The following is a 24,200-nucleotide window of genomic DNA, read 5'->3' as shown; positions in this document are numbered from 1 at the left end:
CGAGGACGAGCCGGGGGCTTTCCCGCGTCGAAATTTCCATGAGACTTATCCGTTAAGCCTATCGACGACGCCGGCAGGAAATAAACGCCCAGCTAGCCGGCCCCATTCCTGATGGGGAAACTCAACGACGCCCAAACGGTATAAGTAAAGGAAGCGAGCATTATTTTATTGATTATCCTTCTCCTCATTAAATACGCCCACAGCGGCACCTTACTTAACGCAAATAAATAAAAAATTGTGCCGCTAAACGCCCAGTAATGTTTATTTTCACCGCATACGCGATGCCGTACCCCCGCCATTTCCGCTTTCTGGCCGGGTTGCCCGACGGGGTTTACAATCCATACAAAAAAGTACAAACTGGATTTTAAGTCTAAAAAATCCGGAGCCGGTATGAACCCCCTTTTCGATGCCATTGTTTCTGCACATCAGCAACTGCGCCCTCAGGTGCGAGTCACGCCATTGGAGCGCAGCGTGCTGCTTTCTCAGCAATTGGGTTGCGAGCTGTATTTGAAATGCGATCACCTGCAGCACACCGGTTCCTTTAAATTTCGCGGCGCCAGCAACAAGCTGCGGCTGCTGGATAACGCGCAACGCCGGCGCGGCGTGATCGCCGCCTCTACCGGCAACCACGGTCAGGCCGTCGCTTTGGCGGGGCAACTGATGGGCGTTGGCGTCACGGTTTATGCGCCGGAGACGGCGGCGAGCATCAAGCTCGACACCATTCGCGCGTTGGGCGGCACCGTGGAATTGGTGCCGGGCGATGCGCTGAACGCCGAACTGGCGGGGGAACAGGCCGCACGCGAACAGGGGAAAACCTATATCTCGCCGTATAACGACGAGCAGGTGATCGCCGGCCAGGGCACCTGCGGCATGGAGCTGGTTGAACAGCTCACCGATCTGGACGCCGTGTTCGTGGCGGTCGGCGGCGGGGGTTATATCGCCGGCATCGGCACCGTTCTGCGGCAACTGTCGCCGAACACGCAGCTTATCGCCTGCTGGCCGGAAAACGCCACCAGCCTGTACAGCGCGCTGGAAGCGGGCCATATCTTCCCGGTGGAAGAGCAAGAAACCCTGTCCGACGGCACCGCCGGCGGCGTCGAGCCGGGCGCCGTGACCTTTCCGCTGTGCCAACAGCTGATCGACCGCAAAGTGCTGGTCAGCGAGGCGGAGATTAAACACGCGATGCGCCGGATAGCCGCCAGCGATCGCTGGATTATCGAAGGCGCGGCCGGCGTGGCGCTGGCGGCGGCGATCAAACTGGCGCCGGAATACCAGGGTAAAAAGGTGGCGGTGGTGCTGTGCGGCAAGAACATCGTGCTGGAGAAATACCTCAAGGCCATCGCCGATGCACATCCTTAATCGGCAGCAAATCCTCGCCGCGTTCGATGCCGAGACCATAACGCCGCTGCTGAAGCAGGGTTTTATCGCCTACTCGCAACAGCGGGTGCAACAGCCGCCGGTGCAGCATTTCCTGTTCGAGCGGGCCGACGGCGACTGCTGCATCAAGTCCGCCTGGTTGGAAGGCGACGAACTGTTCGTGGTCAAGATCTCTACCGGTTTCTATCGCAATGCCGAACACGGCCTGCCGAGCAATCAGGGGCTGATGATGGCGTTCTCCGCCCAAACCGGCGAGCCGCAGGCGCTGCTGCAAGATGAAGGTTGGCTGACCGCGCTGCGCACCGCCCTGGCCGGCCGCATCGTCGCCGAGCTGTGCGCGCCGCCGCATATTCAGGCGATCGGCATTGTCGGCACGGGCCTGCAGGCGCGGCTGCAGCTGCAATGCCTGAAACCGGTGACCGATTGCCGCGAGGTGTGGGTGTGGGGGCGAGACGAACAGGCGCTGGCGGCGTATCGGCGCGATACCGAAGCCGAGGGTTTTCGGGTGCGGGTTACGCAGAATGCGGCGGAACTGGCGGCGCACTGTCAGCTGATCGTGACCACCACGCCCAGCCGCGAACCGATATTGCAGGCGGCGGATATTCGGCCCGGTACGCACATCACCGCCGTGGGCGCCGACACGCCCGGCAAGCAGGAACTGGCGACCGAGCTGGTGGCCCGCGCAGACGCGCTGCTGGTCGATGCGCTGACGCAGTGTGCGGACTATGGCGAGATCGCGACGGCTTATCGGCAAAATAGGCTGATTTCAACGCCGATCGTCGAAATTGGCGCCGTCTTGGCGCAGGGAGGGCGGGTACGACGCGAGCCGCAGCACATCACCATCGCCGATCTCACCGGCTTGGCGATTCAGGATCTGCAGATCGCCAAAGGGGTGTTGGCGAAAGTATAAAGGGGCGCCGCAGCGCCCCGCGTTATCAGGCGTTGAGCACGAACTTCTCGATAGCGCGCGCCACGCCGTCTTCGGTATTGGCGCTGGTGACAAACTGCGCCACCGCTTTCAGCTCGGGAATGGCATTGCCCATCGCCACGCCGACGCCGGCATATTCGATCATCGCCGTATCATTGGCCTGATCCCCCAGCGTCATGATGTTCTCCCGCGCCACGCCGAGATGCTCGGCCAGCATTCTCACCCCGGCGCCTTTATCGACGTTTTTGTGCAGGATCTCGAGGAAATAAGGCGCGCTTTTCAGGATGGTGTAACGCGCGCGCGTTTCCGCCGGGATGCGCGCGATGGCGCGGTCCAGCAGCTCCGGCTCGTCGATCATCATCACTTTCGGGAAACGCATCTGGCGATCCATCTCTTCCACGCTGCGGTATTTCAGCGGAATACCGGTCATTTCCGCCTCGTGTATGGTGTACTTGCCGATGTCCTTGTTCGGGGTATACAGGGTATCGAAATCAAACGCCTGGAAGTGAACGCCGAACTCGCGCGCCATCTGCTCGAAATGCAGATAATCCTCAAAGCCCAGCGTTTCTTGCAGAATGCAGGCGCCGTCGACCGCACGCAGCACCAGCGCGCCGTTATAGGTGATACAGAAATCGCCGGGGCCCTGAATGTCCAACTGGCGCAGATAATCCTGCACGCCGACATAAGGCCGCCCGGTGGCCAGCACCACGTGTACCCCTTTGCGCCGCGCCGCCGCGATAGCCTGCTTTACCGCCGGCGTGATTTGGTGCTGCGGATCCAGCAACGTGCCGTCCATGTCGATCGCAATCAGTTCAATAGCCATTCAACGCTTCTCCCAGTGGTTTTTATTCATGCTAACGCGTTTCAGCCTCGGCTGTCAGCGCCAAAAAAGGCCAAAAAAAAATCCGCGCGGGTCGCCCGGCGCGGATTTTCACAGCCATTAACGCATCAGATATCGATGTTCGCCGCTTTCAGGGCGTTTTCTTCGATAAAGGCGCGACGCGGTTCAACCGCATCGCCCATCAGCGTGGTGAACAGCTGATCGGCAGCGATGGCGTCCTTGACGGTCACGCGCAGCATGCGGCGGCTTTCCGGATCCATGGTGGTTTCCCACAGCTGCTCCGGGTTCATCTCGCCCAGACCTTTATAACGCTGCACCGACAGGCCGCGGCGCGACTCTTTCACCAGCCACTCCAGCGCCTGTTCGAAGCTGTCTACCGGCTGACGGCGTTCGCCGCGCTCAATGAACGCGCCCTCTTCGATCAGCCCGCGCAGCTGCTCGCCCAGCTGGCAGATCTTGCGGTATTCACCGCCGTGGATGAAATCGAAGTCCAGCTTATAGTCGGTATCCACGCCGTGGGTACGGATGCGCAACGCCGGCTCGAACATCTGGCGCTCGCGGTTCTCGAAGATCACGAAGTCATAGCTGCTGCCGTGCTGCTCTTTGTCGTTCAGCGCCTGCACCAGCGACGCGATCCAGGTTTTCACCTTGGCTTCATCGCTGAGATCGCCTTCGTTCAGCGTCGGCTGGTAGATCAGGCTGTTCAGCAGCGCGCGCGGGTAGCGGCGCTCCATGCGGCCAATCAGCTTCTGCACGCCGTAGTGCTCGGCCACCAGTTTCTCCAACTGCTCGCCGCCGAGCGCCGGTGCGCTGGCATTGGTGTGCAGCGTAGCGCCATCCATCGCGATGGCGATCTGATACTGATCCATCGCCTCGTCATCTTTGATGTACTGCTCCTGCTTGCCTTTCTTCACCTTGTACAGCGGCGGCTGTGCGATGAACACGTGGCCACGCTCGATGATTTCCGGCATCTGGCGGTAGAAGAAGGTCAACAGCAGCGTACGGATGTGCGAACCGTCGACGTCGGCATCGGTCATGATGATGATGCTGTGGTAACGCAGCTTGTCCGGGCTGTACTCGTCGCGGCCGATGCCGCAACCCAGCGCGGTGATCAGCGTCGCCACTTCCTGCGAAGAGAGCATTTTGTCGAAACGCGCTTTCTCGACGTTGAGGATTTTCCCCTTCAGCGGCAAGATAGCCTGATTCTTGCGGTTGCGCCCCTGCTTGGCAGAGCCGCCCGCGGAGTCCCCTTCCACCAGGTACAGTTCGGACAGCGCCGGATCGCGTTCCTGGCAGTCCGCCAGTTTGCCCGGCAGGCCGGCCAGATCCAGCGCGCCTTTGCGGCGGGTCATCTCACGCGCTTTACGCGCCGCTTCGCGCGCGCGCGCCGCGTCGATGATTTTGCCGACCACGATTTTCGCGTCGCCCGGATTCTCCATCAGGTAATCCACCAGCTTCTCGTTCATCAGCGTTTCAACCGCGGTTTTCACCTCGGAAGAGACCAGCTTGTCCTTGGTCTGAGAAGAGAACTTCGGATCCGGCACCTTCACCGACACCACGGCGATCAGGCCTTCACGCGCGTCATCGCCGGTGGCGCTGACCTTGGCCTTCTTGCTGTAGCCTTCCTTCTCCATGTAGCTGTTCAGCGTACGGGTCATCGCGGTACGGAAACCGACCAGGTGCGTGCCGCCGTCGCGCTGCGGAATGTTGTTGGTGAAGCAGTAGATGTTTTCCTGGAAACCGTCGTTCCACTGCAGCGCCACTTCCACGCCGATGTCGTCTTTCACGGTGGAGAAGTAGAACACGTTCGGGTGAATCGGGGTTTTGTTCTTGTTCAGGTACTCGACAAACGCCTTGATGCCGCCTTCGTAATGGAAGTGGTCTTCACGGTCGGTGCGCTTGTCCTTCAGGCGAATAGACACGCCGGAGTTGAGGAAGGACAGCTCGCGCAGACGCTTGGCCAGAATGTCGTACTCGAATTCGGTCACATTGGTGAAGGTCTGGTGACTCGGCCAGAAGCGCACCATGGTGCCGGTCTGCTCGGTTTCGCCCACCACGTTCAGCGGCGCCTGCGGCTCGCCGTGGCTGTAAGTTTGTTCGTGCACTTTGCCTTCGCGGCGGATCACCAGCTCCAGTTTCTCCGACAGGGCGTTAACCACCGAGACGCCCACGCCGTGCAGGCCGCCGGAAACTTTATAGGAGTTGTCGTCGAATTTACCGCCGGCGTGCAGCACGGTCATGATGACCTCTGCGGCTGAAACCCCTTCTTCCGGGTGAATGCCGGTCGGAATGCCGCGGCCGTCATCCTGCACCGATACCGAGTTGTCGGCATGGATGGTGACCTGAATGTCACTACAGTGGCCCGCGAGCGCTTCGTCGATAGCGTTGTCCACAACCTCGAATACCATGTGGTGCAGACCGGTGCCGTCATCGGTATCGCCGATATACATGCCCGGGCGCTTGCGCACCGCATCCAGCCCTTTTAATACCTTGATACTTGAGGAGTCATAAGAATTCGACATCAACGTTTCTCGCTCATTTTAGTCCTGTGGTTGAACCTCTATTTTACCCTGTTCCACGCGGAACATCTTGCCCTTTTCACCGGCCATGTCGGTCACTTGTTCAGCGCTGACCGCGCTGACAAAAACCTGGGCCTGGGTGGCTTTCAGGCGATCGGCCAGTAACCGGCGACGGCCGGTGTCCAGCTCGGAGGCAAAATCATCAATCAGATACAGGCAACGCCGCCCGCTCTGCCGGGTGAGAAACTCACCCTGCGCCAAGCGCAACGCGCACATCAGCAGCTTAAGCTGACCGCGCGATAACAAATCCTCTACCGGCGTGCCGTCGGCACGAATGCGAAAGTCCGCTTTATGCGGCCCCACCGCGGTATAGGTCAACGCCCTGTCGCGCTCAAACTGGCGCTCCAGCAGCTCGCCGTAGTCGCTCTCTTTGTCCCAGCCGCGCTGGAAGGAGAAGCTCAGGGCGAATTCAGGCAGAAACTGCGCGCAGGTCGCGGTGATATCCGCGGCGATCGCGTCGCTGTATTCCGCCCGCCATTCGCTGATGCGCTCCGCGAGCGGGATCAGTTCCTGATCCCAGGCGCGGATCTGCGCATAGCGACTCACCTGGCGCAGCGCGGCATTGCGCTGCTTCAGTAACCGTTTCAGGTTGCTCCAGGCGGTGAAAAAACCGGGTTCGTTATGAAAACAGCCCCAGTCCAGGAAAGCGCGCCGGAATTTCGGCCCGCCGTTCAGCAGGGTAAAACCTTCGGGGGTGATCAGCTGCATGGGCAGCAGCTGCGCCAGCTCGGCCACCTTGTGGCCGTCGCTGCCATCGATGCGTACTTTGCTGTCACCCTGACGGCTCTTGCTCAATCCTACCGATAGCTCGCGCTCCGCGCCTTCGATGCGGCCATGCAGCACGAACTCCGGTTGGTCGTGGCGGATCACCCGACCGGCCTGCAGACTGCGAAAGGCGCGGCCATGGCCGAGCGTATACACCGCCTCCAGCACGCTGGTCTTGCCGCTGCCGTTAGCGCCGACCAGGAAGTTGAATCCCGGCGCCAGCGCCAAATCCGCCGCCTCGATATTGCGGAAATCTTTAATCAATAAACGCGTCAGAGCCATGCAATCTCTTTACCGATGACGGTGCTGTAATTCAAGGTAACGAGACTACAACCGCATTGGCATGACAACGTAGGCCGCCGCCTGGCTGGCGCCGTCTTCGATCTGCACGCTGGAGACCGAGTCGGTCAACAGCAGGCGCACGTCTTCACACTTGAGCGCGTTCAACACGTCCAGCACGTAGCTGACGTTGAAGCCGATCTCCATCTCCGCGCCGTCGTAGCTGACGTCGAGGATCTCTTCCGCCTCTTCCTGTTCCGGGTTGTTGGCGGTGATCTTCAGCTGATTCTGGCTGACGTACAGCCGCACGCCGCGGAATTTCTCGTTCGAGAGAATAGCCGCGCGGGCGAACGCCTGCTTGAGCAGATCGCAGCCGGCTTCCAGCGTTTTGTCCGGGTTCTTCGGCAAAACGCGGCGATAGTCCGGGAAACGGCCGTCAACCAGCTTGGACGTGAAGATGAAATCGCCGACGTGGGCGCGAATGTTGTTGCTGCCGATCTGCAGCTGCAGCAGCGAATCGCCGCCGTCCAGCAAGCGCACCAGCTCCATCACCCCTTTACGCGGCACGATCACCGAATGCGACGGCAGCTGCTGGCCGATCGGCATCGAGCACACCGCCAGGCGGTGGCCGTCTGTCGCGACGGTGCGCAGCTCTTCGCCTTCGGTTTCAAACAGCATGCCGTTCAGGTAGTAACGTACGTCCTGATGGGCCATCGAGAACTGGGTGGCTTCGATCAGGCGCTTCAGCGTCGCCTGCGGCAAGGTGAATTCCACCTCGCTCTGCCAGTCGTCCAGGTTCGGGAAGTCCGCCGCGGGCAGCGTGGACAGCGAGAAACGGCTGCGGCCGGATCGCACCAGCATGCGCTCGCTCTCCAGCGTGACGGCGATCTCCGCCCCTTCCGGCAGGCCACGGCAGATATCAAAGAATTTGCGCGCGGGCACGGTGGTCGCGCCCGGCTCATGCGGCTGGGACAGGGCGACGCGCGCCACCATTTCCATCTCCAGATCGGTGCCGGTCAGCAGCAGGGAGCCTTCCGTCACCTGCAACAGCAGGTTGCCCAGGATCGGCAAGGTCGGGCGGCCGCCCAGCGGGCTGCTCACCTGTTGCAGCGGTTTTAGCAGATGCTCACGTTCAACGATAAATTTCATAGCGCTATGAAGATAATGTTCTGATTAAATTGGAGAAATCTTCTTTGATGTCGTGACTTTCCTCACGCAGCTGCTCGATCTTCCGGCAGGCGTGCAACACCGTGGTATGGTCGCGGCCACCAAACGCATCGCCGATTTCCGGCAGGCTGTGGTTGGTGAGTTCCTTCGCCAGCGCCATCGCCATCTGGCGCGGGCGGGCAACGGATCGCGAACGCCGCTTGGACAGCAAATCCGCGACTTTAATCTTGTAATACTCCGCCACCGTCTTTTGGATATTGTCGATGGTGACCAGCTTTTCCTGCAGCGCCAACAGATCGCGCAGCGCTTCGCGCACGAAATCGATGGTGATGGCCCGGCCGGTAAAGTTGGCGTTGGCGATCACGCGGTTCAGCGCCCCTTCGAGCTCACGCACGTTGGAACGCAGGCGCTTGGCGATGAAGAACGCCACTTCGCCCGGCAGGCGAATGTCGTTTTCGTCGGCCTTTTTCATCAGGATCGCCACGCGGGTTTCCAGCTCCGGCGGCTCGATCGCCACCGTCAGCCCCCAGCCGAAGCGGGACTTCAGACGATCTTCCACCCCGTTGATCTCTTTAGGGTAGCGATCCGAAGTCAGGATGATCTGCTGATTGCCTTCCAACAGGGCGTTAAAGGTATGGAAGAACTCTTCCTGCGAACGCTCCTTGTTGGCGAAGAATTGGATGTCATCGATCAGCAACGCGTCGACCGAACGGTAGTAGCGCTTAAACTCTTCGATGGCATTGTTCTGCAACGCTTTGACCATGTCTTGTACGAAGCGTTCCGAGTGCATGTAGACCACTTTGGCGTTGGCCTTGCGCGCCATGATGCCGTTGCCGACCGCGTGCAGCAGGTGGGTTTTACCCAGGCCGGTGCCGCCATACAGGAACAAAGGGTTGTAGGCGCCGCCCGGATTGTCCGCCACCTGGCGAGCCGCCGCGCGCGCCAGCTGGTTTGACTTACCCTCGACGAAGTTGTCGAAGGTGTGTTTGGGGTTGACGTTGGAGCGGTAAGAGAGCTCGGGCTGCGCCGCCGCGTTGTCCCAGCTCGGGCGCGAAGGCGCGGCCGTGCGCGCCGCCGGGGCCGCAGGGGCGCTGCTGACGCTGGCGGTCACGGTCTGGCTGATCACCTGCGTGATCGGCTTGCTGCCGACTTCAAAACGCAGCAAAGGCGCATCCGTGCCGCAGAAATCATTCAGCAGACCATTGATATTGTTTAAGTACTTATCGCGAACCCAATCCAGCACAAAACGGTTAGGCGCGTACAGCGCCAGGGTGTTGTCACTCAGTTCCGCCTGCAATGGGCGAATCCACATACTAAATTCTGTGGCAGGTAACTCATCCTGCAATCGGGCAAGACACTGCTGCCAAAGCGAAAGTGACACGGCGGACTCCACTCGAACAAGATCAATAAAGAAAAGAAACGGGCAACTTTTTTATAACTCATGATTTTTGACACATACCCGGCATCGGCTGTTTGCCTGTGGGGGATGCGAACCGCCTTTCACGGTTTGTGTCCTTCACGATCCCGGCATGAGGGATCGCGATCGGAATGACGGATCATAGCGCAATCCGCGCAAGAGATCCTCCCCTTCCTCACAGATTAGATCCATTTTATCCACAGGCCGCGGCCGGCGGCGATCTTTTCACCGCTGCGGCCGCACGACCGTGCAGATCCCGGCCTCTGCGCCGCGTTTTTTACATTGTCAACCGGTTATACCCTGTTATCCACGTCGGATCCTGGGATCGCGCGCAAAGGATCTCACGGGGATCCTTGCGATTTCACCCCGAGTCCGTATAATCTTCGCCCTACGTGTGATACCTGGTTCCTTATGGTGCGTCATTAGCCAGACAGGATTCTGCGGTGACCACGGGCCAAGACCGGATTTTGTGCCGTTATTGGCAGACAACCAGGTAGGCTGGCGCGATGCGAATTGACTCAGGACTGTACAATTATTACAATCCCGCTTCTTTATGTATTGCGATTGAGGCGTCGGTCATCTTCACGCCGAGTAGCCAAACGCGTTTACTGATCAGTAATTATTTTAAGTTTAGGTAGAAATCGCTATGAAACGCACTTTCCAACCGTCCGTATTGAAGCGCAACCGTAGCCACGGTTTCCGTGCTCGTATGGCCACCAAAAATGGTCGTCAAGTTCTGGCCCGCCGTCGTGCGAAAGGCCGTGCTCGTCTGACTGTTTCTAAGTAATAAAGCTAACCCGCTGAGTGGTTAAGCTCGCTTTTCCCAGGGAGTTACGTTTGTTAACTCCCACTCATTTCACTTTCGTCTTCCAGCAGCCACAACGGGCTGGCACGCCGCAAATCACCATCCTCGGCCGCCTGAACCAGCTGGGGCATCCCCGCATCGGTCTTACCGTCGCCAAAAAACACGTCAAACGCGCGCACGAGCGTAATCGGATCAAACGCCTAACCCGCGAAAGCTTCCGCCTGCGCCAGCACGAATTACCGGCGATGGATTTTGTCGTGGTGGCCAAAAAGGGGATAGCGGATTTGGATAACCGCGCGCTGACGGAAGCTTTGGATAAATTATGGCGTCGCCACTGTCGCCAGGCTCCCGCATCCTGATCGGGCTGGTGCGGGCCTATCAGCTCGTCATCAGTCCGCTGCTAGGGCCTCGTTGTCGCTTCCAGCCGACATGCTCTCATTACGCAATTGAGGCATTAAGCAGGTTTGGCATGATAAAAGGCAGTTGGTTAGCATTGAAACGCGTATTAAAATGCCACCCTTTGAACCCAGGTGGCGATGATCCGGTGCCGCCAAAAACCGACGATAACAGAGAACACTAACGATGGATTCGCAACGCAATCTTCTCCTCATCGCTCTGCTGTTCGTGTCTTTCATGATCTGGCAGGCATGGCAAACGGACAACGCTCCGCAGCCGGCCGCACAGACCACGCAACAGACTTCGAACGCAGTAGCCGGTGATGCCGCCAGCCAGGCCGTGCCAGCCAGTGGTCAGGGTAAGCTGATTACCGTGAACACCGACGTGCTGTCACTGACCATCAACACCCGTGGTGGCGATATCGAGCAGGCTAAACTGTTGGCCTACCCGGAAACTCTGGGTTCATCGACTCCGTTCCAACTGCTGGAAACCACTCCGTCGTTCGTCTATCAGGCGCAAAGCGGCCTGACCGGTAAAAACGGCCCGGACAACCCGGCCAACGGCGAACGCCCGCTGTACCAAGCGGCGCAGGACAGCTACACCCTGCCGGAAGGCCAGGACGAGCTGCGCATCCCGCTGACCTACACCGATAAAGACGGCGCGGTCTACACCAAGACCTTCGTGCTCAAACGCAACCACTATGCGGTCGGCGTGGATTACAGCATCGACAACAAAGGCGCGGCGCCGCTGGAGCTGACCCTGTTCGGCCAGCTGAAGCAGACCACCGAATTGCCTAAGCACCGCGATACCGGCAGCAGCAACTTCGCGTTGCACACCTTCCGCGGCGCGGCATACTCGTCCAGCGAGGACAAGTACCAGAAATACGCGTTCGACAAAGACGAAAACCTGAGCGTCACCACCAAAGACGGTTGGGTCGCCATGCTGCAGCAGTACTTCGCCACCGCGTGGGTACCGGCGACCAAGGGTGACAACACCTTCTACACCGCCAAACCGGGTGACAACTTGTCCACCATCGGCTTCAAATCTACCCCGGTCGTGGTGCAGCCTGGCGCTCAGCAGCAGCTGAACGCGACCCTGTGGGTCGGCCCGGAGCTGCAGGACCAGATGGCCCAACTGGCGCCTCACCTGGACCTGACCGTGGATTACGGCTGGCTGTGGTTCATCTCCCAGCCGCTGTTCAAACTGCTGAAGTTCATCCACGGCTTTATCGGCAACTGGGGCTTCTCCATCATCATCATCACCTTCATCGTGCGCGGCATCATGTACCCGCTGACCAAGGCGCAGTACACCTCGATGGCGAAAATGCGCATGCTGCAGCCGAAGCTGCAGGCGATGCGCGAACGCATCGGCGATGACAAGCAGCGCATGAGCCAAGAGATGATGGCGCTGTACAAGGCGGAGAAAGTCAACCCGCTCGGCGGCTGCCTGCCGCTGATCATTCAGATGCCGATCTTCCTGGCGCTGTACTACATGCTGATGGGTTCGGTCGAGCTGCGCCACGCGCCGTTCGCCCTGTGGATCCATGACCTGTCGGCGCAAGACCCGTACTACATCCTGCCAATCCTGATGGGCGTGACGATGTTCTTCATCCAGAAGATGTCGCCGACCACCGTGACTGACCCGATGCAGCAGAAAATCATGACCTTCATGCCGGTGATCTTCACAGTGTTCTTCCTGTGGTTCCCGTCCGGTCTGGTGCTGTACTACATCGTCAGCAACCTGGTGACCATCCTGCAGCAGCAGCTGATTTACCGTGGTCTGGAAAAACGCGGTCTGCACAGCCGCGACAAGAAAAAAAGCTAAGCGTATTGTAGGGGTTCGGCGCGCCGACCCTTGCAGTTACCCCAAAGGCGGTCATTAGACCGCCTTTTTGCATCTTAATCGTCAGAGAGAACCGTTATGAGCACCACCGATACCATCGTAGCCCAAGCCACCCCGCCGGGACGCGGCGGCGTCGGCATTCTGCGCATTTCCGGAAGCAAGGCCAAAGACGTCGCCCAGGCGTTGCTCGGCAAGCTGCCGAAGCCGCGCTACGCTGACTATCTGCCGTTCCGCGACGCTACGGGCGCCACCCTCGATCAGGGCATCGCGCTGTGGTTCCCGGGGCCGAACTCCTTTACCGGCGAAGACGTGCTGGAACTGCAGGGCCACGGCGGGCCGGTGATCCTCGATCTGCTGCTCAAGCGCGTGCTGGCGCTGCCCGACGTGCGCATCGCGCGGCCGGGCGAGTTCTCCGAGCGCGCGTTTCTCAACGACAAACTCGATCTGGCGCAGGCCGAAGCGATTGCCGATCTGATCGACGCCAGCTCCGAGCAGGCGGCGCGTTCGGCGATGAACTCGCTGCAGGGCGCGTTCTCCACCCGCATCCACCAGCTCGTGGAAGCGCTCACTCACCTGCGAATCTATGTGGAAGCGGCGATCGACTTCCCGGACGAGGAAATCGACTTCCTGTCCGACGGTAAAATCGAGGCGCAGCTCAACGACGTGATGGCGGATCTGGACAACGTGCGCGGTGAAGCGCGCCAGGGCAGCCTGCTGCGCGAAGGGATGAAGGTGGTGATCGCCGGGCGCCCCAATGCCGGCAAATCGAGCCTGCTCAATGCGCTGGCCGGACGCGAGGCGGCGATCGTCACCGATATCGCCGGCACCACCCGCGACGTTCTGCGCGAACACATCCATATCGACGGCATGCCGCTGCACATCATCGACACCGCCGGCCTGCGCGACGCCAGCGACGAAGTGGAACGCATCGGCATCGAACGTGCATGGAACGAGATCGAACAGGCCGACAGGGTGCTGTTTATGGTTGACGGCACCACCACCGCCGCCACCGAGCCGGCGGAGATCTGGCCGGAGTTTATGGCGCGCCTGCCTGGCACGCTACCTATCACCGTGGTGCGCAACAAAGCCGACATCACCGGTGAAACGCTGGGTCTGACGGAAGTGAATAACCACTCACTTATTCGCCTGTCGGCCCGCACCGGCGAAGGCGTCGATGTGCTGCGCGATCATCTTAAACAGAGCATGGGCTTCACCAGCAACATGGAAGGCGGCTTCCTGGCGCGCCGCCGCCACCTGCAGGCGCTGGAACTGGCGGCGCAGCACCTGGTGCAGGGCAAAGAACAGTTAGTGAGCGCTTACGCGGGGGAGCTGCTGGCCGAGGAACTGCGCCAGGCGCAGCTGGCCCTGAGCGAAATCACCGGCGAATTCACCTCCGACGATCTGCTGGGCCGCATCTTCTCCAGCTTCTGTATCGGCAAGTAACACCGCCAGACGCCTTCACGGCCGGGACAAGCCCTTGTTCCGGCCGTTTTTCTTTCCCGCGCTCGCTCTGCGCGCCGGCTCACAGAGCCGCCGCAGCGTCCCGCGCTATACTGGCCAGTCAGGAATCTCTCTCAGGAACGAGTCAACATGGCATTGACCCTCAGGGTACTGCTGGAAAACCGCCGCGCCGCCGGCGCCAACCCGCTATTGCAGGCCAAGGCCGGGTTAAGCCTGCTGATTGAGGATGATACGACGTCCATACTGTTCGATACCGGCCCCGACGACAGCTTTCTGCGCAATGCGGCGCTGATGGGTGTCGATCTCTCCCGTATCACCGCGACGGTGCTCTCCCACGGCCACTATGACCACTGCGGCGGCGTCGCCTGGCTGCCAGACAACAGCCGTATCATCTGCCACCCGCAGGTCGGCGATGAGCGCTATGCGGCGCTGAAGGTGCTGGGCCACACTCGGAAAATCAAAAAGCTCTCTTTGGATATCGACTACTCGCGCCACCGCATGCAATACAGCCGAGAGCCGCTGGCGATCGGCGATCGCTTTATGTGGTCAGGCGAAATCGCGGTGCCCGCACCCCGCGCCTACGGGGTGATCGCCGGGGAGAACGCAGCGGTAGATTACGTTATTGACGAAGGGGTGCTGATTTACAAATCGGATCGCGGTCTGGTGATCGTGACCGGCTGCGGGCACCGCGGGATCGTGAATATCGTGCGCCATTGCCAGCAAATCACCGGAATCGACAGGATCCACGCCTTGATCGGCGGTTTTCATCTGCGCTGCGCTTCCCCGCGCACGCTCTGGCGCGTCCGCCGTTTTTTGCGCCAGCATCAGCCGGAAAAGATTATGGGCTGCCACTGTACCGGCGCCTGGGGCCGGCTATGGCTGCCGGAAGGGATCGCGCCGGCCACCGGCGATAGGCTGGTTCTGGATTAAGCGTGCCGCTTTACACCAACAGCGTTGCGATTACCGCGATCCCGCAGCCCAGCACGACGACGCCGATCCCCTTTTGCCTGCCGTCGCCCCGTAGCAAAAAATACAGTGATGGGATGAAAAAGACGGTCATCACGATAACGGGTATCGACCAGCCCGAGATGATCTTGATAATGCTCGGGTTGATCGCGCCAATAAACGTACAGACAACGATATTCCCTGCGATGATTCTCTTTTTGCCCGCCACGCCGAAGGACGTAATGCCATCGATCACGCCGGTCAACGTGCCGATATAGGCGCCGCCGGTCAGTAAACACAGCAACAGGGCAGCGCCTAACCACGCCGTGGCGTTGCCGGTCAAACCGGCGGTATAAAACAGCGCATCCACATTGCGGCTGTTAATGATTGAGATGTCATCCAGCGTCAGCAAACGGCTGATGGCGATAACGATCATGACGATAAACGCCATGATCAGTACCTTGCCAAACAGAATACTGCGCGCCTGCGGTCGTACGGCGCTTTTCGCAAAGCGCTGGATGCACGGGGTAAAGTTAAATGTAAAAAGAAAAATCGGCAGCAGCAGCCACGTCTGCAATGAAATGCCAGGCACCGCCTGCTGCCCCCCCGCTGGTTGTAACAGGAAAAACACCGCCAGGATCGCCACCAGTACGATAGAAACCAGTGCCATTCTGGAAATCAGGTGCTCGATTCGCTGACTAAACGCCAACCATGCCGCTGACAGCGCGGCACTCAGCAACAGCGAAATGCCGCCCCTGACCCAGAATCCGTTGTGGAAAAAAGACGCGACAACGTTGACCAAGGTGATGAAATTTATCAGCACGATAATAATCATCGACAAAATAAACAGCACACAGACGATTGCCGCTGCCCGCTCGCCGATAAATGTCGATGATGCCGCCAGGAAATCTTTCTCCGGGTGCGAAATGATGAATTTGAAAAAAAGATAGTGCGCCATCATCGATACCGACATGGCGATAACGATAAACAGCATGAACACGTTCATCCCCAGCACGCCCGGCCCCACCGCCTGTGGCAAAAAGAAAATCCCGGCGCCGAATGCCGTGGAGAAGAAAGTGACAGGCCAATACAGGTGTGAGATTTTCATGATGATGCTCGACCATCATGGCTATGCGTGACGCATAGCCAGCTGGCACAAAAATGTCATTCGAAACAGGATTTGCCGAAGAAGACCAGTAAAGAAGGCAAAGTGAAGTTATCGTAAAAAGTTGCGGCCGCACGATAGCCGTTAAGCACGTTGACGCGTGAACACAGCGGAAAAACACCAATATGCGACGTGTAATTATCAAAGATTTTATTGGAGGAAATGCGATACCGAATAGCCCTGAACGTCGCGGCATTTCCCGCCGCGCAGGTCGGTTTATTTTCCTTGATGATATCGAACGCGTGTTCACCCACCGTCATCTTCACATTTCCGTCTTGGCGCTGAAAATACGCCTCTTTATCCATACGGTTTTTAATGTGGCGTTTAAAGCGATCCGCCATGTTTTTCTCACTAACATAAAATGCTTTGATATCAATGCCATGACGTTGATTCGACGCCAGAATGTAGTCGTTTATTTTTTCCGGAATAATGTACGGCGATGTCGCCATCTTCCTGAATTCGTTAGCGCCGTCTATCTCGCTGCCATCACTTTTTTCCATATAGAAATCATTTATTTCCATCAAGAAGTCAGGCTGAACACTGAGCCGTCTGATGGATTCGGCAATGTAGTCGATGCAGAAGCGCGCGGACTTTTCCACTTCACTGCTGACAGAAAAACGATCGTCCAAATTAACCACGGTATGCCCACCGGAAATCACCACCTTATCCGTCAAAAAAGACGATGCCAGCGCGATGAGGTCTTCAACGTTGTTATTTGAAACCTCATTGTTGATAACCTCAGCGATCCCATTCTGATCGGCTTTGTAGACAATAAAGCGATCTTCACCCTTCCAACCTTTTTTGCAGTTACATTTATATTCTTTAAAAACAACACGTTCAGCTGTCTTATAAAAATCGGCGCTTTGCAGCGGCATTAATTCGAGATCTGGCATACCCTTCTTCCCTATTCGTAGCCAATGACGCCAACTTTTTATAACAATAGCTAATGTAAATTTAGTGACCTGACTCTGATAATTAATAAACACCCACAATAAATAGGGTTTTTGTGGGTTTGCTCACATTTTCAAGTTCAGGTTATTTTAACCATTTTTATTATGTGGTTTTATATTTCCAACAAACGAATGCGGAGAGGTGGGCGAGTGGTTTAAGCCAGATTTAAGAAACTAACCGTTTCTTAAATCCACACGAGTCATCGTGTCGTAGGTTCGAATCCTGCTCTCTCCGCCAACTTTTTCTTATCAGGCGATATTTTATGGGTTCATTGGACGCCGTCGATTCGAAAGCGGCTGGCTTCGGAACTGATTAATTTTATGCACGACCCCGTTACGCAACGCGATTTGAGGTCTGAATAACCTTCGCCTTGCATGCCCCCATCCCCTCCTGCACAGCGCAAAAGCCAACAAATCGGATAATCCGCATAGTGTTTTTTGATGATAAATCCTCAACTTAGTCTTAATCTAACACCCCTGCGTTCTTAGCGACCCTCTGTCATGGAGTGAACAATGGCGTGTCATTTTGCCCGATGGACCCCGGCCTCCGCTGTCCTGGATACCCAGAGACTCTCCGACGAAGTGATAGCCGCCACCCGCACCTTTTCCGTTAAGCGCCGCACGCGTTACCTGCAAGGGCGCATTCTGCTCGCCGAAATGATGTTTTACCTGTACGGCCTGCCGACGCTTCCCCCTATAGCCACCACCCCGACCGGCCGCCCCTGCTTCGCCGATCATCAGCTGCCCGATTTTAGCCTCGCCTACGCCAGCAACACCGTGGGCGTGCTGCTCAGCGACGAAGGTAAAGTCGGACTGGATATCGAAGTGATGCGGGCGCGCGGCACCCGGCAAAGCGCGCTGCAACACGCGCATCAGACGCCGGCGGAAAGTGCCTGGATCGGCGCGCAGGACGATCGGCTGGAGGCGGAAACTCAGCTGTGGAGCATCCGGCAAAGCGTGCTGAAAATTTCCGGCCTGGGCAACAGCGGCCAGTCTACGCTGCGTCTGCATCCGTTCTCCGGGCACCTGCGCTCCAGCGCCACGCCGGACGTTCAGGTGATGAGCGACGCCGATGAATACCTGAGCTGGGCCTGCGCCGGCAGCCCCGGGCTGGATCGCCTGCTGTGCTGGCGCTACGAAGAGCGCCGCGGCCTGCACAAAGACGGGGAAATCTCGCCCCGCAGCCCGGCGGCGTCCTCGCGATTCGTCAAACTGACGGGCCTGAAGACGCCCGGTTAACGTGGCGCAAGGCGGATAAAGCCGTTTTTACCGCACGAATTTCTGCCGTAATTTGTAAAAACAGCTAAATGTTGAGCAATCGCCTATTCTCGACCCGAGCTTTAGCCTACTATTCGCCCATGTTGTCCGCTGAATCTGCTCATTCGAAAGGGAGAATCATCATGTCAGACCAAGCCTTAAAAATCGTCACTCTGCTCGGCAGCCTGCGCAAAGGCTCCTACAACGCCATGGTGGCCCGCGCCCTGCCAGGCCTGGCTCCGCAGGGTGTCACCATTGAAGCGCTGCCTTCCATCCGCGATATCCCGCTGTACGACGCCGACATGCAACAGGGTGAGGGTTTCCCTGCCGCGGTCGAAGCGATAGCAGAGCAGATCCGCCAGGCCGACGGCGTGATCATCGTCACCCCCGAATACAACTATTCCGTGCCCGGCGGGTTGAAAAACGCCATCGACTGGTTGTCTCGCTTGCCGAATCAACCGCTGGCCGGCAAGCCGGTGGCCATTCAAACCAGCTCGATGGGGCCCATCGGCGGCGCGCGCTGCCAGTACCACCTGCGCCAGATCCTGGTGTTCCTGGATGCGATGGTGATGAACAAGCCCGAGTTTATGGGCGGCGTGATCCAGAACAAGGTCGATGAACAGGCCGGTGAACTGAGCGATCAGGGAACGTTGGATTTCCTGACCGGCCAGCTGTCCGCGTTCAGCGATTTCATTCGCCGCGTGGAATGACGGTCTCGCGGCGCCCGCAGGGCGCCGCAACAGGACATGAAGTCCGCCAATTTATTGAAATTAAAGCCATAGCATCATGTATTTTTTCATTTTAGCGTTATTTTTCGTTTCCATCACCAGTCCCGCTTTCGCCGCAGACATGCGTTATCCCGCCGGTGAAGAGCCGCTGGAGCTGCCTGCGCACAGTGCGCTTAACGCCCAACTGTCGCGATCCGCGCAAAACCAGGAAGATAAAAAGCTGGGCGCCATGTCGCTGTACCTGACGCTGATGCGCGAAGACGGCCGCAACGTCTGGGCCCCCTACCAGTTGGCGGTATCGTCGGCGGAGAAAGGGCAAACCGAGCTGGCGGAGCGCTATCTGCAGCTGAGCGCCGATCGCGGCCTGTGGTACTACTACAATCTGCTGGAGGACGACGCCTTCAACAGCATCCAGCATTCCGCCACCTACCAATCCATTCTGGCCGCCACCAAAGCGCGCTATCTGCAGCACGCCCGCCGCTATGAAGGCAAAGCCAGCTACGCGATACCGGACGGCGAAGCGCCGCCCGAAGGTTGGCCAACGGTGATCTTCCTGCATACCTACGGCAAGGCCGCCGCCATCAGCCCCGAGGAACGGCTGCTGTTCGGCGAAATGGGCGTGGCCTATATCGAGATCAACGGCACGCAGATGTTGTCGGAAAACAGCTTCCGCTGGTCGAATTACAGCGACGAAAGCACCCAGGCCGCCCTTCAGCGTACGGTGCAACAGCTGGCTCCACAGTTAAAGCTGAACCCCCAGCGGATTTATCTCAGCGCTCGCGGCCAGGGTGCGCTGCACGCCGCCAATCTGATCGCGAAGTACCCGCAGTTTTACGCCGGCGCGCTATTGATCGCCCCCAACGGCGAGATCAAGCCGGCCCAGCAGTCGCTGGCGGCGAAAAAGAAAATCGTGATGGCGTATTACGATCGGCAGAACTTCAGCGAGCAGGCGCTGGCATTGCACTTCGCCAATCTGTTCGGAGAGGATAATCAGGTGCAGACGCTGCACTTCGCCCAAGGGGAGGATGCCGCCGGCAGTTGGCAGGCGCGCTTCAGGCGGCCATTGCAATGGGTGCTGGATCGGGCGCCGGATGCGACGCCGGGAGTCTAGGGTTTCAGGGCCGACGGACGTCGGCCCTTTGGCTGTCAATGGCCGTCGACGAAGACGATCTTCAGCACGAACAGCAGCGCCACGACCACCACGCACGGGCTGATTTCACGCCAGCGGCCGGTGCCGAGCTTCATCACGCAGTAGGAGATAAAGCCGAGCGCAATGCCTTCGGTGATCGAGAAGCTGAACGGCATCATCACCGCGGTGACAAACGCCGGTACCGCTTCGGTCAGATCGTCCCATTTCACCCGCGCCAGGCTGGAGGTCATCAGCACGCCGACGTAGATCAGCGCGCCGGCGGCGGCATACGCCGGCACCATACCCGCCAGCGGCGACAGGAAGATCACCAGCAGGAACAGCAGGCCGGTGACCACCGCCGTCAAACCGGTGCGGCCGCCCACGGCGACGCCGGATGAGCTTTCGATGTAAGCGGTTACGGAAGAAGTGCCCGCCAGCGAACCGGCCACCGAGCTGATGCTGTCAACGTACAGCGCCTGCTTCATGCGCGGGAACTTGCCCTGATTGTCGGTCAAACCGGCTTTATCGGTGACGCCGATCAGGGTGCCGGAGGAGTCGAACAGGTTCACCAGCATAAACGAGAAGATGACCCCGGCCAGCCCGATGTTCAGCGCGCCGGCCACGTCGACCTGGCCCACTACCGAGGTGATGCTCGGCGGCAAGGAGAACAGGCCGCCGTATTTCACGTCGCCCAGCATCCAGCCGATCAGGGTGGTGACCACGATCGATACCAGCACCGCCGCGTGGAAGTTGCGCGAAGAGAGCACGGCGATGATGAAGAAGCCGAGTGCCCCCAGCAGCACATTGTGCGAGGTCAGGCTGCCAATGGCCACCAGCGTGTCCGGGTTGGCCACCACGATGCCGGCGTTTTTCAGCCCCATCATGCCGATGAACAGACCGATGCCGCTGGTGATGCCGACCCGCAGGCTGACCGGAATGTTGGCGATCATCCAGTAGCGAATGCGGAAAATGGTCAGCAGCAGCAGGCCGACCGCGCCCCAGAAGATGGCGCCCATGCCCACCTGCCAGGAGATGCCCATCGCGCCGACCACCACGAAGGCGAAGAAGGCGTTCAGGCCCATCGCCGGCGCCAACGCCACCGGCAGGTTCGCCAGCAGGCCCATAAAGATGCTGCCGAAGGCGGCAATCAAACAGGTGGTGACAAATACCGCCTGGGTATCCATGCCCGCCGCGCCCAAAATTTGCGGGTTAACGAACACGATATACACCATGGTGAGGAAAGTGGTGATACCGGCAATCGTTTCCGTACGCGCCGTCGTGCCATGTTGCTTGAGTTTAAACACGCGCCCAAGCAAGCCTTGCTCAGCGTCAAGGCCAGATACTGGTTTGGTCATTATCAGAATTCCGAAAATGGGAATGGACAGTCGCCGGCTATCCTATAACAAAAAATGGGGCTTTTGACGCCGGTCACAGGTTTTTTTCGCCGTCTTTACGGCTAAACGCGTCAACGGCTTGTATTTACAGGCATTCATTCTCCATCACAGCCCGCCGCGTTGCCGTTTGCCGACACGGCCGATAAAATGGCCTATCGCATCTCTTACCCTACCCGCTAAAAAAACAGGAACCCGCATGTCTTCGACCTTTATCGATAAGCTCGCGTTGATCGCGCTGAAAGATGACAAAGTGGCGCTGGTGCGCTCGCACAACAAGACGCTGTTTTATGTACCGGGCGGAAAGCGCGAAGCGGGTGAAACCGATGAGCAGGCGCTGTGCCGCGAAATCGACGAAGAGCTGACCGTTGCGCTGCAGCCGCAATCCATCGCGTTTTACGGCGAGTTCACCGGCCCGGCGGACGGCAAGCAGGACGGCACTCAGGTGCGCATTCGTTGCTACCAGGCCGACTTTACCGGGCAGTTGCAGCCGGCCGCCGAAATCGCCGAGCTGAAGTGGTGCGACAGCCGCGATCTGCCGCAGTGTTCACACGTCGCCGCGCTGATTTTGCACGATCTCAAGGCGCGTAGCCTGATCAAGTGATCGCTGAGCGGCCTCAGCGGCGTTAACCCGAAGGAACCTGTCCCGCATGAATCAGATTGACTGCATTTTGTTCGACTGCGACGGCACGCTGGTGGACAGCGAAGTGCTGTGCAGCAAAGCCTATGTCCATATGTTCGCCCGCTACGGCATTCATCTGTCGCTGGAAGAGGTATTCAAGAAATACAAAGGGGTGAAGCTGTACGAGATCATCGATCGGGTCAACGCCGAGCAGGGCACGGACCTGGCAAAAGAGACGCTGGAGCCGCTGTATCGGCAAGAAGTGGCGCGGCTGTTCGACAGCGAACTGCAACAGATTGCCGGCGCCCGCGAGCTGCTGGCGCAGGTGACGGTGCCAGTCTGCACCGTCTCCAACGGGCCGGTCAGCAAGATGCAGCACTCGCTCGGCCTGACCGGCATGCTGCCTTATTTTGATGACCGGTTGTTCAGCGGCTATGACATTCAGCGCTGGAAGCCGGACCCGGCGATCGTGTTTCACGCCGCCGAACAGATGCAGGTGCCGGTGACGCGCTGCATCCTGGTGGACGATTCGCCCGCCGGCGCGCAGGCCGGCATCAATGCCGGCATCCCGGTCTTTTACTTCTGCGCCGATCCGCATAACCCGCCGATCGACCACCCGCTGGTGACAACGTTTGACGACCTGGCTCAATTGCCCGCGCTGTGGCGCGAACGCGGCTGGCGGCTGACGGCCGATTAACTGGCCGGCAACGGCGGCTTGTTGCGCCACCAGCGCCAGGAGCGCTTCAGGCCGCGGGTTTGCGCGCCGAAGCGGCGGTTGACCGCGTTGGCCAGCAGATCGAGCGCCAGGCAGAACACGAAATAGACCAGCGCCACGAACAGGAAGACTTCCATCGGGTAGACCATGCTGCGGTTGTTGACCTGGGTCGCCAGGAAGGTCAGTTCGCCAACGCCGACGATATAAGCCAACGAGGTGTCTTTGATCAGAGAAATCCACTGATTGATGAACGACGGCACCATCATGCGCAGCGCCTGCGGCAGCACGATCATGCGCAGCGTCTGCCAGCGGGTCAGCCCCAGAGAAAGCCCGGCCTGCCACTGGCCAGGGCCGATCGCGGCGATGCCGGCTTTCACCGCATGGGCCAGATAGGCCGAGGCGATCAGCGCCAGCGCGCACACGACGGTGGTGATTTCCGGGATCTCGACGCCAAACACCATCGGCAACAGGAAATAGGTCCAGAAGATCAGCATGATGACCGGAATGGCGCGGAAAAAGCCCAACACCGCCGCCAGCAGCCCGGCGGCGATGCCGCGCGACATCGCCAGCGCCACGCCGAGCAGGGTGCCGAGCACCGCCGAGGCGACCCCGGCCATCAGGCTTATCGCCAACGTCAGCGCCGCGCCGCCCAGCGGCCCATCCGGCCAGGTGCCCCACAGCAGGTAGCCCAGGTTGTCGTGAATCACGCTGAAATCCATCTCAATGCCCTCCCAGCGGTTTACGCTGTTGTCGCCACATGCCCCAGCCTTCCAGCAGCGCGATGATGGCGATATACAGTACCGTCGCCACGCCGAACGCCTGGAAAGTGCGCAGGGTTTCGGTTTCGACCTGACGCGAGGCGTAAGAGAGTTCGGCCACGCCGATCGCCATGGTCAACGACGAGTTCTTGATCACGTTCATGTATTGGCCCAGCAGCGGCGGCAGCGCGATTTTCAGCGCCTGCGGCAGCACCACATAGCGCATCGCCTGCCAGCCGGTCAGCCCCAGCGCCTGAGCGGCATATTTCTGCCCGCCGGCGACGCCGCGAATACCGGAGCGGATCTCTTCGGCGATAAAGGCGGTGGAGTACAGCGTCAGGCCGAAGAAACCGGCGAGAAACTCGAACGACGGCCACTCAAGCGGGCCAACCTGATGGGCGCTGTTCAGCCACTGCATGGCGGCGGACGGCAGGATCTGCCCGGCGGCGAAGTACCAGAAGAACAGCTGCACCAGCAGCGGCGTATTGCGAAACAGCGAACTGTACCCCATCGCCAGCCAGCGCAACGGCCGCAGGCTGCTGTCGCGCATCGCCGCCAGCACAAAGCCCAGCAGCGTAGCCGCCAGCCCCGCACAGGCGGAAAGCCACAGCGTCAGCAGAAAACCGTGCCACAGCCAGCTCAGGTATTGCGGCGCCAGCAGCCAGTCCAGGTTCATGTTCAAT

At 59.2% G+C, this 24,200-nt stretch carries 23 protein-coding genes and 1 pseudogene; 14 read left to right on the top strand and 10 right to left on the bottom strand.

What is annotated here, in order from left to right:
* The first annotated feature begins 390 nt into the window (after positions 1–390).
* Both EDY99_RS21470 and EDY99_RS21465 read left to right on the top strand, forming a co-directional pair.
* Complete coding sequence (locus EDY99_RS21470) at positions 391–1,359, top strand: threonine/serine dehydratase (RefSeq protein ID WP_033645141.1); 969 nt, start codon at positions 391–393, stop codon at positions 1,357–1,359.
* Positions 1,346–2,287, top strand: a complete 942-nt coding sequence (locus tag EDY99_RS21465; protein ID WP_033645142.1) for an ornithine cyclodeaminase family protein — start codon at positions 1,346–1,348, stop codon at positions 2,285–2,287. Before EDY99_RS21470 ends, EDY99_RS21465 begins: the two co-directional genes overlap by 14 nt.
* 25 nt (positions 2,288–2,312) lie before the next feature.
* On the opposite strand, the gene yidA is transcribed toward EDY99_RS21465, so the two are convergent.
* The 5 genes from yidA to dnaA form a co-directional block, all read right to left on the bottom strand.
* Complete coding sequence (yidA, locus tag EDY99_RS21460) at positions 2,313–3,128, bottom strand: sugar-phosphatase (RefSeq protein WP_033645143.1); 816 nt, start codon at positions 3,126–3,128, stop codon at positions 2,313–2,315.
* Positions 3,129–3,253: 125 nt separating this feature from the next.
* A complete protein-coding gene (gyrB, locus tag EDY99_RS21455; RefSeq protein WP_004933898.1) occupies positions 3,254–5,668 on the bottom strand; it encodes a DNA topoisomerase (ATP-hydrolyzing) subunit B in 2,415 nt (804 codons plus the stop codon).
* Positions 5,669–5,686: 18 nt separating this feature from the next.
* A complete protein-coding gene (gene recF, locus EDY99_RS21450) occupies positions 5,687–6,772 on the bottom strand; it encodes a DNA replication/repair protein RecF (protein WP_004933895.1) in 1,086 nt (361 codons plus the stop codon).
* A gap of 45 nt (positions 6,773–6,817) precedes the next feature.
* Positions 6,818–7,918, bottom strand: coding sequence for a DNA polymerase III subunit beta (gene dnaN, locus EDY99_RS21445; protein ID WP_004933892.1), 1,101 nt, complete (start codon positions 7,916–7,918; stop codon positions 6,818–6,820).
* A gap of 4 nt (positions 7,919–7,922) precedes the next feature.
* Complete coding sequence (gene dnaA / locus EDY99_RS21440) at positions 7,923–9,317, bottom strand: chromosomal replication initiator protein DnaA (RefSeq protein WP_004933889.1); 1,395 nt, start codon at positions 9,315–9,317, stop codon at positions 7,923–7,925.
* Between the two features lie 682 nt (positions 9,318–9,999).
* Here dnaA and rpmH point away from each other — a divergent pair.
* The 6 genes from rpmH (at position 10,000) to EDY99_RS21405 (ending at position 14,787) form a co-directional block, all read left to right on the top strand.
* A complete protein-coding gene (gene rpmH / locus EDY99_RS21430) occupies positions 10,000–10,140 on the top strand; it encodes a 50S ribosomal protein L34 (RefSeq protein ID WP_000831330.1) in 141 nt (46 codons plus the stop codon).
* A gap of 17 nt (positions 10,141–10,157) precedes the next feature.
* Positions 10,158–10,517: a ribonuclease P protein component gene (gene rnpA / locus EDY99_RS21425; protein ID WP_004933883.1), complete on the top strand. Its 360-nt coding sequence runs from the start codon at positions 10,158–10,160 to the stop codon at positions 10,515–10,517.
* Positions 10,481–10,738 (top strand): membrane protein insertion efficiency factor YidD, encoded by a 258-nt coding sequence (gene yidD, locus EDY99_RS21420; RefSeq protein WP_004933881.1) that lies wholly within the window; start codon positions 10,481–10,483, stop codon positions 10,736–10,738. Before rnpA ends, yidD begins: the two co-directional genes overlap by 37 nt.
* Before the next feature lie 2 nt (positions 10,739–10,740).
* Entirely contained in the window at positions 10,741–12,378 is a 1,638-nt protein-coding gene (yidC, locus tag EDY99_RS21415; protein ID WP_033645144.1) for a membrane protein insertase YidC, read from the top strand.
* Positions 12,379–12,474: 96 nt separating this feature from the next.
* Positions 12,475–13,839, top strand: a complete 1,365-nt coding sequence (gene mnmE, locus EDY99_RS21410) for a tRNA uridine-5-carboxymethylaminomethyl(34) synthesis GTPase MnmE (RefSeq protein ID WP_004933873.1) — start codon at positions 12,475–12,477, stop codon at positions 13,837–13,839.
* A gap of 147 nt (positions 13,840–13,986) precedes the next feature.
* Positions 13,987–14,787 (top strand): MBL fold metallo-hydrolase, encoded by an 801-nt coding sequence (locus tag EDY99_RS21405; protein WP_016929603.1) that lies wholly within the window; start codon positions 13,987–13,989, stop codon positions 14,785–14,787.
* A 10-nt stretch (positions 14,788–14,797) separates the two neighbouring features.
* Here EDY99_RS21405 and EDY99_RS21400 read toward each other — a convergent pair whose 3' ends face one another.
* Both EDY99_RS21400 and EDY99_RS21395 read right to left on the bottom strand, forming a co-directional pair.
* Positions 14,798–15,910, bottom strand: a complete 1,113-nt coding sequence (locus tag EDY99_RS21400; protein ID WP_123062052.1) for a threonine/serine transporter — start codon at positions 15,908–15,910, stop codon at positions 14,798–14,800.
* A 56-nt stretch (positions 15,911–15,966) separates the two neighbouring features.
* Positions 15,967–16,860: a hypothetical protein gene (locus tag EDY99_RS21395; protein WP_103101716.1), complete on the bottom strand. Its 894-nt coding sequence runs from the start codon at positions 16,858–16,860 to the stop codon at positions 15,967–15,969.
* A 193-nt stretch (positions 16,861–17,053) separates the two neighbouring features.
* Here EDY99_RS21395 and EDY99_RS24695 point away from each other — a divergent pair.
* The 4 genes and pseudogenes from EDY99_RS24695 to EDY99_RS21380 all read left to right on the top strand — a co-directional run bounded on the left by EDY99_RS24695 (position 17,054) and on the right by EDY99_RS21380 (position 20,013).
* Positions 17,054–17,155, top strand: a pseudogene (locus tag EDY99_RS24695).
* Positions 17,156–17,430: 275 nt separating this feature from the next.
* Entirely contained in the window at positions 17,431–18,156 is a 726-nt protein-coding gene (locus tag EDY99_RS21390) for a 4'-phosphopantetheinyl transferase superfamily protein (protein WP_033645147.1), read from the top strand.
* Between the two features lie 161 nt (positions 18,157–18,317).
* The gene (locus EDY99_RS21385) at positions 18,318–18,884 is read left to right on the top strand and encodes an NADPH-dependent FMN reductase (protein WP_033645148.1); all 567 of its coding nucleotides are present in this window, start codon (positions 18,318–18,320) and stop codon (positions 18,882–18,884) included.
* A gap of 76 nt (positions 18,885–18,960) precedes the next feature.
* Positions 18,961–20,013 carry a hypothetical protein gene (locus EDY99_RS21380; RefSeq protein ID WP_033645149.1) on the top strand — a complete coding sequence of 351 codons (1,053 nt, stop codon included), beginning with the start codon at positions 18,961–18,963 and terminating at the stop codon, positions 20,011–20,013.
* A 35-nt stretch (positions 20,014–20,048) separates the two neighbouring features.
* Here the strand turns inward: EDY99_RS21380 and EDY99_RS21375 are convergent, their stop codons facing one another.
* On the bottom strand, positions 20,049–21,386 hold the full coding sequence (locus EDY99_RS21375; protein ID WP_033645150.1) for an NCS2 family permease: 1,338 nt from the start codon (positions 21,384–21,386) through the stop codon (positions 20,049–20,051).
* A gap of 235 nt (positions 21,387–21,621) precedes the next feature.
* Here EDY99_RS21375 and EDY99_RS21370 point away from each other — a divergent pair, with 235 nt between their 5' ends.
* Both EDY99_RS21370 and yieH read left to right on the top strand, forming a co-directional pair.
* Complete coding sequence (locus tag EDY99_RS21370) at positions 21,622–22,026, top strand: NUDIX domain-containing protein (RefSeq protein ID WP_033645151.1); 405 nt, start codon at positions 21,622–21,624, stop codon at positions 22,024–22,026.
* Positions 22,027–22,072: 46 nt separating this feature from the next.
* Entirely contained in the window at positions 22,073–22,741 is a 669-nt protein-coding gene (yieH, locus tag EDY99_RS21365) for a 6-phosphogluconate phosphatase (protein WP_004933845.1), read from the top strand.
* On the opposite strand, the gene EDY99_RS21360 is transcribed toward yieH, so the two are convergent.
* Both EDY99_RS21360 and EDY99_RS21355 read right to left on the bottom strand, forming a co-directional pair.
* Complete coding sequence (locus EDY99_RS21360) at positions 22,738–23,478, bottom strand: amino acid ABC transporter permease (RefSeq protein ID WP_033645153.1); 741 nt, start codon at positions 23,476–23,478, stop codon at positions 22,738–22,740. The genes yieH and EDY99_RS21360 overlap by 4 nt on opposite strands.
* 1 nt (position 23,479) lies before the next feature.
* Positions 23,480–24,193, bottom strand: a complete 714-nt coding sequence (locus EDY99_RS21355) for an amino acid ABC transporter permease (protein ID WP_033645154.1) — start codon at positions 24,191–24,193, stop codon at positions 23,480–23,482.
* Positions 24,194–24,200: the final 7 nt, after the last annotated feature.

Origin of the sequence: Serratia sp. LS-1, from assembly GCF_003719595.1 — a bacterium.
GTDB classification, from domain to species: Bacteria; Pseudomonadota; Gammaproteobacteria; order Enterobacterales; family Enterobacteriaceae; genus Serratia; species Serratia ureilytica.
Note: the sequence above shows the minus strand (reverse complement) of the source record. Positions and strands in the feature narration are given on the sequence as shown.